The organism is Actinospica robiniae DSM 44927 (assembly GCF_000504285.1).
Lineage (GTDB): Bacteria > Actinomycetota > Actinomycetes > Streptomycetales > Catenulisporaceae > Actinospica > Actinospica robiniae.
The window spans coordinates 3,245,481-3,259,999 of record NZ_KI632511.1; the positions used below are offsets into that span (position 1 = coordinate 3,245,481).

The window sequence follows — 14,519 nt, forward strand, 5'->3', positions numbered from 1 at the left end:
AGTACTCGGATATTCGGCGCCCCGCCGCCCTGTTCGCCGACGCCCGCCCCGCCGGGGCCGACCGGCACCACCTCCCAGACGGGAAGCCACGTCTCCCGATTAAGGACGGCCGCACATGGCTATAGAGAACTCCACGCCCGCCGAGCTCTGGCGCGACGCGGCCGCCCCGTCCGCCGAACGCGTCAAAGACCTGATCTCGCGCATGACAGTGCGCCAGAAGGTGGCGCAGCTCTACGGGATCTGGGTCGGCGCCGACGCCTCGGGCCAGGTCGCGCCGTTCCAGCACTCCAACGACCTGCCCGCCGCGGACTGGTCGCAGGTGCGGCGCGACGGCGTCGGGCAGCTGACCCGCCCGTTCGGCACCGCGCCGGTGGATCCGGTGGCCGGGGCGCGCGCGATAGCCAACACCCAGCGGGAGCTGGCCGAGGCGGGCCAGGGCATACCGGCGCTCGTGCACGAGGAGTGCCTGACCGGCCTCGGCGCCTGGCAGGCCGCGATCTACCCGTCGCCGCTGTGCTGGGGCGCGAGCTTCGATCCGGAGCTGGTGCGCCAGGTCGGCGAGCAGATCGGCACGACCATGCGTCGCCTCGGCGTGCACCAGGGCCTCGCGCCGGTGCTGGACGTCGCGCGGGACCTGCGCTGGGGCCGGGTCGAGGAGACCATCGCGGAAGACCCGTACCTCGTAGGAACGCTCGGCTCGGAATACGTCCGGGGCCTCGAGTCCACCGGAATCGTCGCGACGCTCAAGCACTTCGCCGGCTACAGCGCCTCGCGGGCGGGACGCAACCTCGCCCCCGTATCGATCGGGCCGCGCGAACTGGCAGACGTGATCCTGCCGCCGTTCGAGATGGCGCTGCACGCCGGGGCCCGCTCGGTGATGAACTCCTACGCGGACAACGACGGAGTGCCGGTCGCCGGCGACCCGACGCTGCTGACGGACCTGCTGCGCGAGACGTACGGCTTCGACGGCACGGTCGTGTCGGACTACTTCGCGGTGGTCTTCCTCCACCGCCTGCACCGCACCGCCGGCTCGAAGGGGCAGGCCGCCACGCAGGCCCTGGCCGCGGGCATCGACGTCGAACTGCCGACCGTGGACTGCTTCGGCGCGCCGCTGATCGAGGCGCTCGAATCCGGCGAGGCGGACATGGCGCTGGTCGATCGGGCGCTGGAGCGGGTGCTGATCCAGAAGTGCGAGCTCGGACTGCTCGACGCAGACTGGTCGCCCGAGCCCGCCATCCTCGGCGAAGCCGACCAGCGACTCGACAACGACGAGACCCGCGCGCTGGCCGGCCGTCTGGCGAGGCGCGCGATCGTGTTGCTGCGCAACGAGAACGGCGCGCTGCCGCTGGCTCCCGGCAAGCGGCTGGCGGTCGTCGGGCCGCGCGCGCACGTCGCCGACGCCGTCTTCGGCTGCTACTCCTTCCCCCGGCACATCCTCGTGCACCACCCGGACGTCGCGATCGGCGTCGAGACCCGCACGGTTCTCGAGGCGCTGCAAGCCGATCCGGCCGGGTATCAGATCTCGTATGCACAGGGCTGCCCGGTCCCGGACGCCGAGGGCTCCATCCGGCTGCGGGCCGAGCGCGCGATGGCCGAGGGCGCGGCACCCGAAGACCTCGGGGACGAAGAAGTGCTGCGGGAGCTGGGCGATCGGCAGATCGCCGAGGCGGTCGCGGCGGCCCGCGAGGCCGAGGTGTGCGTCACCGTGCTCGGCGACGTCTCGGGCCTGTTCGGCAACGGCACCTCGGGAGAGGGCTGCGACACCTCCGACCTGCGCCTGCCCGGGCGGCAGGGCGAGCTGCTCGAAGCGCTGCTGGAGACCGGAACGCCGGTCGTCCTGGTGCTGCTGGTGGGCCGCCCGTACGAGCTCTCCCGCTACGCCGACCGGCTCGCGGCCGTGGTCTGCGGCTTCCTGCCCGGCGAGGAGGGCGCGAACGCGCTGGCCGACGTGCTCTCCGGGCGCGTCGATCCGGCCGGCCGGCTGCCGGTGGGCTTCCCGGCCGAGGGCGCGAACCAGCCTTCGACCTACCTCGCCGCGACCCTCGCCCAGCGCAGCGACGTCAGCACGGTCGACCCGACGCCGCTCTACCCCTTCGGCCACGGCCTGTCCTACAACCCGGCGGCGTGGACGGACATCGCGCTGACGGCGGGCGAGGGCTGGCCGACCGGCGGCACGCTCCGGCTCGCCGTGACGCTGCGCAACGACGGCGCGTCGGCCACCAGCGAAGTGGTCCAGGTCTACCTGCACGACCCGCAGGCCGAAGTGGCGCGCCCGCTCCAGCAGCTGATCGCCGCCCCGCGCGTCGACCTCGAGCCGGGCACGACCCGCACGGTGCTGATCGACCTGCCGGCCGACGCGACCTCGTACACCGGCCGGGCCGGCCGCCGCATCGTCGAGCCGGGCGAGGTGGAGCTGTGGGTCGGCGCCTCCAGCCGCGACATCCGCGCCCGCCTCGGCGCGACCCTGACCGGCCCGCGCCGCGAGGTCGGGTTCGACCGCGCGTTCCAGCCGACAGTGAGCATCACCGAGGGCTGAGCTCGAACGCCCCCGGATCCCGCTGACCTGTTCGCGGGATCCGGGGACGTCACCCGCGCCGGGCCCGACACGCAGCGAGGCGGTGCCGGGCCGAAGCGGACGGACCGGGCGAAAATGATCCCGTGTCACAAAGCACCGACCCGCCGCCACGCCCGCCCGCCGATGCGGGCAGGGCTCTCGTACCGCTGGCACTGGCCCAGTTCGTCTGCAGCTTCGCCGGGTCCAACATGAACGTGATGATCACCGACATCAGCCACGACCTGGGCACCACGGTGCACGGCGTGCAGAGCGCGATCACGCTGTTCCTGCTGATCATGGCCGCATTCATGATCCCCGGCGGCAAGCTGACCGAACGCCACGGCCGGGTCCGGCTGTTGCGGATCGGCCTCGGCGTCTACGGCGTCGGCGCGGTGCTGAGCGCGGTGGCGCCGGGGTTGGGCGTGCTCATCCTCGGCAACTCGGTGTTCGCGGGCATCGGCACCGCCCTGCTGATCCCACCGGTCTACATCCTGGCCACGCTGCTGTTCACCGGCACCGTCGCGCGGGCCCGCGCGTTCGGCGTGATCAGCGCGGCGGGCGGGGTGGGGGCCGCGGCCGGTCCGCTGATCGGCGGGCTGATCACCTCCGGCATCAGCTGGCGGGCCGCCTTCGGCTTCCAGGCGCTGATCGTCGTGCTGATCCTCGCGCTCAGCCGGCGCCTCGTCGATCCCGAGCCGGCCGACCCGCGCTCGCGGCTCGACCTGCTCGGCGTCGTGCTGTCCGCGGCCGGGCTGATCCTGCTGGTCTCCGGCATCCTCGCGGCCGGCCGGAACTGGTGGGTCTGCCTGGGTCTGATGGTCGGGGGCGCGCTCGTGCTCGTCGCGTTCTTCGGGCACGTGCGGCGGGCCGAACGGGCCGGCCGCGCGCCGCTGCTCTCGCCCGCGCTGCTGCGCAACCGGGTGTCCAACCTCGGGCTGGTGACCCAGAACATCCAGTGGATGATGCTGCTCGGATCCTCCTTCACCGTCTCCGCGTACCTGCAGGTGGTGCGCGGCTACAGCGCGATCGGGACCGGCGTGATCTTCACCGCCGCCACCGTCGGCCTGCTGGCCTCCTCGCTCGCCGCGGCGAGCTTCGCCCGGCGCCGACGGCAGCGCACGCTGATCATGACCGGGTTCTGCGTCACCATCGTGGGCATCGGTGTACTGATCGGCCTGGTGTACCTCACATCGAAGGCGTGGGCTTTCGCGCCCGGGCTGCTGCTGATCGGGTTCGGGCTCGGCCTGATGCTCACGCCCTCGGTCAACCTCGTGCAGTCCGCGTTCGGCGAGAGCGAGCAGGGCGAGATCTCCGGCCTCTCGCGCAGCGTGTCCAACCTCGGCTCCTCGCTCGGCACCGCGATCGCCGGGACGATCCTCGCCGCGAACCTCGTGCGCGGCGGCTACGCCGCGGCGATGATCGTCCTCGGCGGCTTCGGCCTGCTCGGCCTCGCCGCCGCGGCCCGGCTGCCCGCGGGCGAACGGCCCGGTGCGGCTGAGGGCGCGTCAGCTCCGGCGCACGGCCCGGGCTGAGGTAGCCCGTTCGGCCGAACGGGGGAAGCGGGCCTTCCCGCCGCGGAGCCGGGCAGAGCGTCGTCAGCGGCCCGGCGTTCCCGCGTGGCCGGAGCCTGGTGGGAAAGCGCGCCGCCCGGCCGATCTCTCGGCCGGGCGGCGCGCTTTTCCGTTCGTCACACGCGGCCGGTCACGCCGGCGGGACGCTCTGCTCGTACTGGAAGATGTTGCTGGGGTCGTACTTCGCCTTGAGCTGGCGCAGCCGGCGGTAGTTCGGACCCCAGTACGCCGTCTCCCAGTCCTGCATCCCGATGTTCGGCACGTTGACGTAGGCGCCGTCGACGTACTTCCGCATGGCCTGGCTGAACTCGGCGATCCAGGCCTGGGCCTGCGGGGTGAGCGGGTCGCAGACGCCTGGCTGGGTGCCGCCGCGCTTGCCCCAGCCGGCGCCGGGCTCGGAGTAGAAGAGCGCGTCGCGGTGCGGGAAGGAGGTGCCGCCCTTGGGCTTGCGCTTGACCGCCCCGCCGAATGCCTGGGTGAAGAAATTGCTGTCGTCGTTGGGGGCCTTCGCCATGAAGGTGCCGATGACGTCGATCGCCTCCTTGGGGAACGGCTTGCGGGTGAACTGGGAGAAGAACTTCCAGTTCGCCGGGTCGTCCTGGGTCGGCACCTGGAATCCGGTGTATACGTCGCCCCAGTTGCCCTCCTGCACGGTGATCTGAGGGCTGCCGACCGACAGGATCGGAGCCAGCATCTGCCGCGCCTGCGCCGGCGTCCCCTCGGCCAGCACCGCGAACAGCAGGATCTGGTTCTTGTGCACCTCGACCTGGGTGCCGAGGCGGTCGTCGGCGTGCGGGGCCGTGCTCTGCCAGGCGTCGAAGACCCCGTGCAGGTCTCCCATGCCGGTCCACGTCGCCTGCAGATAGGTGACGCTGCGCAGCGGGGCGAGCCGGTAGCTGAGCGAGGTGACGATGCCGAAGTTGCCGTTGCCGGCGCCGCGCAGGGCCCAGAGCAGGTCCGCGTTCTCGTTCAGGGAGGCCGTGACCACCTTCGCGCAGCCGGTGCCGGCCGGGACGACGACCTCGGCTTCCACGAGACTGTCGCAGGCCATGCCGAGCCAGCGGGTGAGGAAGCCGAAACCGCCGCCGAGGGTCGCGCCGGACAGGCCGACGGTGCCCTCCGTTCCGGTCGTCACGGCGAAATTCTGCTTGGCCAGAGCGGTCACCGCCTCCAGCTGGCTGAGCCCGGCGCCGACCTTCGCGATCTTGGCGGCCGCGTCGATCCGGACCGACTTCAGCTCGCTGACGTCGATGACCAGGCCGTTGTCGACGTTGGACCAGCCCTCCAGGCTGTGCCGGCCGCTGCGGACGCGGAAGGCGACGTCGTTCTGCCGGGCCCAGGTGAGGGCGTTGACCACGTCCTGGGTGTTCTGGGCGAACGAGATGACCAGCGGATAGTGCGCGAAGAGCTCGTCCCAGCCGAGGCTGTCCTGCGCGTAGCCGGCGTCGTCGGGGCGCACGATGCGGCCGGTCAGCTCGGCCGGCGGGCACGGGCAGCGCGGGCAGGGCGTCGCGGTGCTCGCGCTTGCGACGTCCGCGGCCGTGGTGCCGGGCACGACGACCGCGCCGAGACCGGCTACGGCCGTCGACCTGAGCAGGCCGCGGCGAGAGAGTTTGTCCATGATCGTCTCCTGGAGACCGGAGGGGGCCGGCCGGGACCACCGGCTTATCTCAGCGATTTGCTATGAACTCCCGGGCTCAGAGAGTAGCGAGCGGCGGCGCCGATGGGGACGGACACGCCCGGCGGCGCGCGGGACCGGATAAGTCCGATGAACATTTCGTCCGGACGTCGCCGCACCGGCACGGGGAGATCCTCCGGTCTGCGCGCGGCGAAACCTCGCACGCGATCAGGCGTCACCCGCGTGTCACAGCCGTTTCCTACCGTCGTGGCCAGACAGCTTCGGGAGGGGAGCCACCATGGCCGGCACCACGCGATCGGACGGCACGGTCCGGACCGTCTGCTCGTACTGCGGGGTGGGCTGCGGCATCGTGCTGGAGATCGGGGCCGGCCCGGACGGCCGGCGCGTCGTGCGCAAGGCCTCGGGCGACAAGGACCACCCGGCGAACTTCGGGAAGCTGTGCACCAAGGGCGCGACCACCGCCGACCTGCTCGCCGCGCCGGGCCGGCTGGACACCGCGCTCGTCCGCCCCGAGCGCGGCGTCGAGCCGGTGCCCGCCGAGCTCGACGCGGCGATCCGGGAGACGGCGCGCCGCTTCCGGTCGATCGTGGACGAGCACGGCCCGGACGCCTTCGCCCTCTACGTCTCCGGCCAGATGAGCCTCGAGGCCCAGTACCTGGCGAACAAGCTGGCCAAGGGCTTCATCGGCACCAACCAGATCGAGTCGAACTCCCGGCTGTGCATGGCCAGCGCCGGCACCGGCTACAAGCTCTCGCTGGGCGCGGACGGACCGCCCGGCTCGTACACCGACTTCGAGCAGGCGGAGGTCTTCTTCGTCATCGGCTCGAACATGGCCGACTGCCACCCGATCCTGTTCTCCCGCATGATGACGCGGGTCAAGGCCGGGGCGAAGCTCATCGTCGTCGACCCGCGCCGTTCCGCCACGGCCGACAAAGCAGACCTCTTCCTCCCGATCAAGCCCGGCGCCGACCTCGCCCTTCTCAATGGCCTGCTGCACCTGCTGGTGGCGGGCGGGCACACCGATCCGGCCTTCATCGCCGAGCACACCGAGGGCTGGGAGGCGATGGCGCAGCTGCTGGCCGACTACCCGCCCGCCGCGGTCGCCGAGCTCACCGGCCTGCCCGAAGCCGACATCCGCACCGCTGCGGACTGGATCGGCGAGGCCGGCGCGTGGATGTCGTGCTGGACCATGGGCCTGAACCAGTCCACCCACGGCACCTGGAACACCAATGCCCTGATCAACCTGCACCTGGCCACCGGCGCGATCTGCCGGCCGGGCAGCGGGCCGTTCTCGCTGACCGGCCAGCCCAACGCCATGGGCGGACGCGAGATGGGCTACATGGGCCCGGGCCTGCCCGGACAGCGCTCGGTCCTGGTCGCCGAGGACCGCGCCTTCGTCGAGGAGCTGTGGCGCCTGCCCGCCGGAACGCTGCGGGAGGACGGCGTGGGCAAGGGCACGATCGAGATGTTCGAGCAGATGGCCGAGGGCCGGATCAAGGCCTGCTGGATCATCTGCACCAACCCGGTCGCCTCGGTGGCCAACCGCAAGACCGTGATCGCAGGGCTCGAACGCGCCGAGTTCGTGGTCACCCAGGACGTCTTCGCCGACACCGAGACCAACGGCTACGCCGACGTGGTGCTGCCCGGGGCGCTGTGGGCCGAGACCGAAGGCGTCCTGATCAACAGCGAACGCAACCTCACCCTGGCCCGGCCTGCCGTCGACCCGCCCGGGCAGGCCATCGCCGACTGGCTGATCATCGCGCGCGTCGCGCAGGCCATGGGCTACACCGAAGCCTTCGCCTACACCAGCGCGGAAGAGATCTTCGAGGAGATCAAACGCGCCGCCAACCCCCGGACCGGCTACGACCTGACCGGCGTGAGCTACGACCGGCTGCGCCTGACGCCGGTGCAGTGGCCCGCAGCGCCCGACGGCCCCGACCGCAACCCGATCCGCTACCTGGACCAGGAGGGACGCCCGCGCTTCCCCACCGCCTCCGGCCGCGCCGTCTTCCTCCCCCGGCCGCACATCCCCGCCCGGGAGATGCCCGACGACGACTACCCCTTCGTCCTCAACACCGGCCGGCTCCAGCACCAGTGGCACACCCTGACGAAGACCGGCAAGGTCGAGAAACTCAATAAGCTGAATCCTGGCCCGTTCATCGAGATCCATCCCGACGACGCGCGTGAGCTCAACCTGGTCGACGGCGACTCGGTGGAGGTCGCCTCGCGCCGTGGCAAGGCGGTGCTGCCCGCCGTCGTCACCGACCGGGTGCGTCCCGGAAACTGCTTCGCGCCCTTCCACTGGAACGACCTTTTCGGCGAGTACCTCAGCGTCAACGCCGTCACGAACGACGCCGTCGATCCGCTTTCGTTCCAGCCCGAGTTCAAGGTGTGCGCGGTTTCGCTGACCAGGTCGGCGATTCCGGTCCGCGTGACCGCGCCGGAGAGCGAGCCGGTGGCCGTGCCTACCGTCGTGGCCGTGCCTGCCGAAGTGGATCAGAGCCTTGCGGTGCGGCTTGGTATCAGTGGCCTGCAACCTCCGGAATTGGATCAGAACGAACGCCGTTACCTGGCCGGATTCCTCGCCGGCGTCGGGACGGAGCCCGTCGGAGTGCCGGTCCTGCCCGCCTTCGCTCCCCTGTCCGCCGACAGCCGCCTGTGGGTGGACGGCCTGTTGGCGGGCCGCTTCTCCCGCGCACCGATCGCGAGCCCGGCCGGTCGAGCCGTGACCGTGCTGTGGGCGTCGCAGACCGGCAACGCCGAAGGCTTCGCCACCACCACAGCGCAGCGCCTGACCGCCGCAGGGCACGTCGTCACGCTCCAAGGCATGGACAAGGCCGACGTCGCCGCCCTCCCCGCCGCCGACACCCTCCTGATCACCAGCACGTTCGGCGACGGCGACGCACCCGACAACGGAGGCGACTTCTGGGATGCCCTCGCTCAGACGACCACCCGGCTCGATCACCTGCGCTACGCCGTCCTGGCCTTCGGAGACTCCTCCTTCGACGACTTCTGCGGCCACGGCCGACGCCTCGACGAGCGCCTCGAAGAGCTCGGCGCCACCCGGCTGGCCCCTCGCGCCGACTGCGAACCAGACTTCGAACCCGACGCCACCGGCTGGCTCGACCGTGTCCTGGCCGCCCTCACCGACTCCCCCGGCCCGCTCACCGCCGCCTCAGCGCGTCCCACTGCCACGCCTGCTGCGGACGCGGCAGGGGACCGTCCCGGCCCGGTCACCGCGACCGCACTCCTCGTCGGGAACCGGCTGCTGAGCCGCCCCGGCGCCACCAAGGAGGTCCGGCAGTTCACCTTCGACCTCACCGGCACACCCCTGACCTACCGCGCGGGCGACGCACTGAGCGTCCGGCCCGCCAACGACCCGGCCCTCGTCGCCGAATGGCTCGCCCTCACCGGCATCGATGCCGACACCCCTGTCGGCATCGACGGCCGAGGCACCCTCGGTTTCGCCGAAGCGCTCCAGCGCCACCTCGACATCACCAAGATCAGCAGCGGGCTGCTGAAGTTCCTCGCCGAGCGCACCGGCGACCGCCACCTGCTCAAGCTGCTGCGCCCGGACAACAAAGGCGAGCTGTCCCAATGGTCCTGGGGACGCCAGGCCGCCGACGTCCTGGCCGAACACCCCGTCCGCGCGACGGCGCAGGAATGGGCCCACACCCTGGCGAAACTCCAGAACCGCCTCTACTCCATCTCCTCGAGCCCCCGCACCGACCCGTCCAAGGTCAGCCTCACCGTTTCCGTCATCCGCTACGAAAGCCCGCTCGGCAGGATCCGCAAGGGCGTCTGCTCGACCCACCTCGCCGACGCCGAGCCCGACACACCCGTCCCGCTGCACATCCAGCCCTCGCCGCACTTCCACCCGCCGGCCGACCCCGCGGCCTCCGCCATCATGATCGGCCCCGGCACCGGCGTCGCGCCCTTCCTCGGCTTCCTGGACGACCGCCGCGCCCAAGGCCACCGGGGCGCCAACTGGCTCTTCTTCGGCGAGCAGCACCAGGCGACCGACTTCTACTACCGCGACGAGCTCGCCGCAATGCACGAAGACGGCACCCTCACCCACCTCGACACCGCCTTCTCCCGCGATCAACGCGCCAAGGTGTACGTCCAGGACCGCATGCGCGAACACGGCCACCGACTGTGGACCTGGCTCGAGAACGGCGCGCACCTCTATATCTGCGGCGACGCCTCCCGGATGGCCAAAGACGTCGATCAAGCGCTGCGCGAGGTCGCCACCACCCACGGGGGCCTCACCCCCGAAGCCGGCGCGGCGTACCTCAAGCGCCTGTCGAACGAGAAACGCTACGTCCGCGACGTCTACTGAGCCAGTACTGAGCGAGCCGGGGCCGCCGTGGCGGGGCCGCACGAGCGCCGACACGCCGTCCGGCGCTAGATCCAACCGGGCCCGCGCAGCGCCCGCAGGCGCCGTTGTCACAATCTTGATCACGATTCTGTGCCTGTTTACCACCCAATGTGGGCGGCCCATGGCACACTAGCGTGGAAGATTTCTCGTTCACGAAGGGCAGTACCAGTGGCATCAGGCACCGTGAAGTGGTTCAACTCCGAAAAGGGCTTCGGTTTCATCGAGCAGGACGGGGGCGGCCCGGACGTGTTCGCCCACTACTCGAACATCGCCGCCACGGGCTACCGTGAGCTGACCGAGGGCCAGAAGGTCCAGTTCGACGTCACCCAGGGCCAGAAGGGCCCGCAGGCCGAGAACATCCGGCCGGCCTAGCAAGGCTCAGCGATGTCCGGGGCGCCTTGGTGCCCCGGACATCGCACACCGGCAGGCTCGGCCGCGCGGTATTCCGAGCTGCTCATCGGCTTAAGACGGCCGTGCTCGCCGTCGGCTCCCCCAAGCCGGCCAGGTGCCGGCGCCGATCCCTTCGTGGATCCGCCACCTGTTGGCATTTCCGCCCACCTGGGCGTTTCCCCTTCTCCCCGGCCTTCGACGGCCTGAGACTGGCCTCGAGGCGAGGACATCGCCGGAAGAGGAGAGGCCGCTCATGCCGGAATCGAACGACGGCACCATCGAGTCCGAACCGACGGCGGATCCGGCCGTCACCACGGAGGTCGTGGTCGTGGGTTCCGGGCCGGCGGGCGCCACCGCCGCACTACTGCTGGCGACGCTCGGAATCGACTGCGTCATGATCACCAAATACCGGTGGACGGCCAACACGCCGCGTGCGCACATCACCAACCAGCGCGCGATGGAGGTCTTCCGCGATCTCGGCATCGAGCAGCAGATCCTCGCCGACGCCACCGAGCACGGCCTGGTCGGCGACACCGTGTTCTGCACCAGTATCGCGGGCGAGGAGATCGGCCGGATCCGCACTTGGGGGACGCGGCCGGACCGGGAGGCCGATTACCGGCTCGCCTCCCCCTGCCTCACCGTCGACATCCCGCAGACCTACCTCGAGCCGATCCTGGTCCGCAACGCCGCCCAACGCGGCGCCCGAGTCCGTTTCTCCACCGAGTACCTGTCTCACCGTCAGGACGAGGACGGGGTGACGGTCGAGGTGCTGGACCGGCTCACCGGGCAGCGCCAGCACATCCGCGCCCGCTACCTGATCGGCGCGGACGGGGCCCGGTCGAAGGTGGCCGCGGACATCGACCTGCCGTTCGTGGGCGCGATGGACATCGCCGGGTCGATGAACATCACCTTCAAGGCCGACATCAGCGGACACGTCGCGCACCGGCCGTCGGTGCTGTACTGGGTGATCCAGCCCGGCTCGAACGTCGGGGGCATCGGGGCCGGACTGGTCCGGATGGTGCGGCCGTGGGACGAGTGGCTGATCGTGTGGGGTTACGACATCGCCGAGGAGCCCCCGGTGGTCGACGAGGCCGCCGCGATCCAGATCGTGCGCAGCCTGTTGGGTATGCCGGATCTGGAGGTGGAGATCACCGGCACCAGCCTGTGGGGCAACAACGAGATGTACGCGACCCGGCTGCACCAGAGCCGGGTGTTCTGCGCCGGCGACGCCGTGCACCGGCATCCGCCGAGCAACGGCCTGGGCTCGAACACCTCGGTCCAGGACGCCTACAACCTGGTCTGGAAGCTGGCGGCCGTGCTTCGGGGCCAGGCCGGGCCCGCGTTGCTGGAGACGTACACCGAGGAGCGCGCGCCGGTCGCCGAGCGGATCGTCACCCGGGCCAACAAGTCCAGCCGCGAGTTCGTGGACATCTTCGAGGCCCTCGGCGTGCTCGGTGCGGACAGCGAGGCCGAGATGGCCGCGGCGATCGAGGAGCGCAAGGCCAACACCGCCGCCGGAGCGGCCAAGCGGGCCGCGCTGGTGCGGGCGATGGAGCTGAAGAACTACGAGTTCAACGCGCACGGGGTGGAGCTGGGCCAGCATTACGCCTCCGCGGCCGTGATCTCCGACGGCACGGCGCCGCCGGAGTCCGCTGACGCAGACCTCTACTACGCGATGTCCACCGTGCCGGGCGCGCACCTGCCGCACGCCTGGGTCGGAGACCACGCGCACCGGCTCGCGATGATGGACCTGGCCCCCTACAGCCGCTGGACGCTGCTGACCGGTATCGCCGGCGAGGCCTGGCAGGCGGCTGCGGAGACGGTCGGGCGGGAGCTCGGCGTGCCGCTCGAGACCGTCGTCATCGGGCCGGGCCGCGAGGTGACCGACTTGTACTACGACTGGGCCAAATTGCGCGAGGTTGAGGAGAGCGGCGTCCTGCTGGTGCGCCCGGACAAGCACATCGCCTGGCGCGCGGCTACGCTGCCGCAGGACCCTGAAGCCCAGCTGCGCCGCGCGCTGCTGTCCGTGCTGGGAAGGAGCTGAGGAACCGTGCGCTTCGTGCACGACACCCTGCCGCAACGGGTGCGCTTCGGCTCCGGCGAGGCCGCCGAGCACCTGGCCGCGGAGGTCGCCGAGCTCGGCGCCGGCCGGGTGTTGGTGATCGCGTCCGGGTCCAGCCGGGAGCTCGCCGAGCGGATCACGGCCGGACTGCCCGTCGTCCACCGCCACGACGAGGTCGTCATGCACGTACCCGTCGAGGTGGCGCAGCGGGCCCGGGAGGCGGCGGCGGCGCACGCTGCGGACGTCTTGGTCGCGGTCGGCGGCGGCTCGGCCACCGGCCTGGCCAAAGCCGTCGCGCTGACGACGTCGCTGCCGATCGTCGCCGTGCCCACGACGTACGCGGGCTCCGAGGCGACCCCGGTGTGGGGCATGACCGAGGCCGGGTCTAAGACCACTGGCACAGATCACAGGGTCCTGCCACGCGTGATCGTCTACGATGCCTCACTCACCCTCGATCTGCCGATGGACCTGAGCGTCGCGTCCGGCCTCAATGCCCTGGCTCACTGCGTAGACTCGATGTGGGCTCCGCGTACCGATCCGATCAACCAGGCTCTGGCCGTCGAGGGCGTGCGCGCACTGCGGGACGGACTGTCTCTTATCGCGGACGAGCCGCGCGCGTTGCCAGGTCGAGAGCAAGTACTTTATGGCGCCTACCTGTCCGCGGCGGCGTTCGCGTCCGCCGGATCGGGGCTGCACCACAAGATCTGCCACGTGCTCGGCGGCATGTTCAACCTGCCGCATGCCCAGACCCACGCCGTGATCCTGCCGCACGTGCTCGCCTTCAACGCGCCCGACGCGCTGGCTGCCGCAGCACGTCTGGCCAGGGCGTTCGACGCGCGCACAGCCGCGGAGGGCCTGGCCCTGCTGCGCGAGCGCCTCAACGCTCCCCGCTCGCTGCGCGATCTCGGCATGCCCCGCGAGGGCGTGCGGCCGGCGGCCGAAGCCGTCGTGGCCGCGGCGCCGCCGGGCAACCCGCGTCCCGTCACCGTGGACGAGATCGCCGCGCTCCTCGACGCCGCCTGGGAAGGAAACGAACCCCGATGACCGACGAGCAGCAAGACCGCGAGGCCGCGGTGACCGCGCAGGTCCTGCGCTCCTTCGCCGACTGCGCCGATCCGCGCCTGCGCGAGGTGATGGAATCGCTGGTCCGGCACCTGCACAGCTTCGTCCGCGAGGTCCGCCTGACCGAGGCGGAGTGGAACGCCGGCATCGAATTCCTCACCCGCACCGGCCACATCACCGACGAGCGCCGACAGGAGTTCATCCTGCTCTCCGACGTCCTCGGCGTGTCCATGCAGACCGTCGCGGTGAACAACGAGGCCTACGGCGACGCCACCGAAGCCACCGTCTTCGGGCCCTTCTTCGTGCAGAACAGCCCGGAGATCGGCCACGGCGAGGACCTCGCGTTCGGCGCCGTCGGCGAACCGTGCTGGGTGGAGGGAACCGTCGCCGACGCCGACGGAGCGCCGGTCGCGGGCGCGCGCATCGAGGTGTGGGAGGCGGACGAAGACGGGTTCTACGACACCCAGTACGGCGACGATCGCGTCGCCGCGCGCGGGCACCTTTTCAGCGACACGGACGGCCGCTACCGATTCTGGGCCCTGACTCCGACCCCGTACCCGATTCCGCACGACGGTCCGGTCGGCCGGTTGCTGGCGGCGACCGGCCGTTCGCCGATGCGCGCCTCGCACCTGCACTTCATGGTCAGCGCCCTGGGCCGGCGCACCCTCGTCACGCACATCTTCGTGCGCGGCGACGAACTGCTCGCGAGCGACGCCGTCTTCGGCGTGAAGGACTCGCTGGTCAAGGACTTCCAGCCGCAGGATGGCGGCGCGCCGACGCCGGACGGCCGAGACTTGGGCGGGCGCAGTTGGTCGAGGGTCGATTTCGACATCGTGCTGGCCCCGGACGGCGCCTGAACCGAA

8 protein-coding genes are annotated in these 14,519 nt (G+C 71.2%); 7 read left to right on the forward strand and 1 reads right to left on the reverse strand.

What is annotated here, in order from left to right; translation table 11 throughout:
* The first annotated feature begins 115 nt into the window (after window positions 1-115).
* Window positions 116-2,536, forward strand: coding sequence for a glycoside hydrolase family 3 protein (locus tag ACTRO_RS13910; RefSeq protein ID WP_034263526.1), 2,421 nt, complete (start codon window positions 116-118; stop codon window positions 2,534-2,536).
* Between the two features lie 122 nt (window positions 2,537-2,658).
* The gene (locus ACTRO_RS13915; protein WP_051450805.1) at window positions 2,659-4,086 is read left to right on the forward strand and encodes an MFS transporter; all 1,428 of its coding nucleotides are present in this window, start codon (window positions 2,659-2,661) and stop codon (window positions 4,084-4,086) included.
* A gap of 169 nt (window positions 4,087-4,255) precedes the next feature.
* On the opposite strand, the gene ACTRO_RS13920 is transcribed toward ACTRO_RS13915, so the two are convergent.
* Entirely contained in the window at window positions 4,256-5,746 is a 1,491-nt protein-coding gene (locus ACTRO_RS13920; RefSeq protein WP_034263527.1) for an FAD-binding oxidoreductase, read from the reverse strand.
* A 295-nt stretch (window positions 5,747-6,041) separates the two neighbouring features.
* Between ACTRO_RS13920 and ACTRO_RS13925 the strand changes: the two genes are divergently transcribed.
* The 5 genes from ACTRO_RS13925 (at window position 6,042) to ACTRO_RS13945 (ending at window position 14,513) form a co-directional block, all read left to right on the forward strand.
* Window positions 6,042-10,103: a bifunctional nitrate reductase/sulfite reductase flavoprotein subunit alpha gene (locus tag ACTRO_RS13925; protein WP_034263528.1), complete on the forward strand. Its 4,062-nt coding sequence runs from the start codon at window positions 6,042-6,044 to the stop codon at window positions 10,101-10,103.
* 207 nt (window positions 10,104-10,310) lie between these two features.
* Window positions 10,311-10,514, forward strand: coding sequence for a cold-shock protein (locus tag ACTRO_RS13930; RefSeq protein WP_034263529.1), 204 nt, complete (start codon window positions 10,311-10,313; stop codon window positions 10,512-10,514).
* 271 nt (window positions 10,515-10,785) lie between these two features.
* Window positions 10,786-12,576 carry an FAD-dependent oxidoreductase gene (locus ACTRO_RS13935; RefSeq protein ID WP_034263530.1) on the forward strand — a complete coding sequence of 597 codons (1,791 nt, stop codon included), beginning with the start codon at window positions 10,786-10,788 and terminating at the stop codon, window positions 12,574-12,576.
* 6 nt (window positions 12,577-12,582) lie between these two features.
* Window positions 12,583-13,638, forward strand: coding sequence for a maleylacetate reductase (locus tag ACTRO_RS13940; protein ID WP_034263531.1), 1,056 nt, complete (start codon window positions 12,583-12,585; stop codon window positions 13,636-13,638).
* Window positions 13,635-14,513 carry an intradiol ring-cleavage dioxygenase gene (locus ACTRO_RS13945; protein ID WP_034263532.1) on the forward strand — a complete coding sequence of 293 codons (879 nt, stop codon included), beginning with the start codon at window positions 13,635-13,637 and terminating at the stop codon, window positions 14,511-14,513. The genes ACTRO_RS13940 and ACTRO_RS13945 overlap by 4 nt, the downstream gene beginning before the upstream one ends.
* The last annotated feature ends 6 nt before the right edge of the window (window positions 14,514-14,519 follow it).

What these genes read in the sequence shown, in the direction of transcription:
- ACTRO_RS13910 (WP_034263526.1), top strand. Translation starts at nt 116, where the DNA reads ATGGCTATAGAGAACTCCACGCCCGCCGAGCTCTGGCGCGACGCGGCC.
- ACTRO_RS13920 (WP_034263527.1), bottom strand. Translation starts at nt 5,746, where the DNA reads ATGGACAAACTCTCTCGCCGCGGCCTGCTCAGGTCGACGGCCGTAGCC.
- ACTRO_RS13925 (WP_034263528.1), top strand. Translation starts at nt 6,042, where the DNA reads ATGGCCGGCACCACGCGATCGGACGGCACGGTCCGGACCGTCTGCTCG.
- ACTRO_RS13935 (WP_034263530.1), top strand. Translation starts at nt 10,786, where the DNA reads ATGCCGGAATCGAACGACGGCACCATCGAGTCCGAACCGACGGCGGAT.
- ACTRO_RS13945 (WP_034263532.1), top strand. Translation starts at nt 13,635, where the DNA reads ATGACCGACGAGCAGCAAGACCGCGAGGCCGCGGTGACCGCGCAGGTC.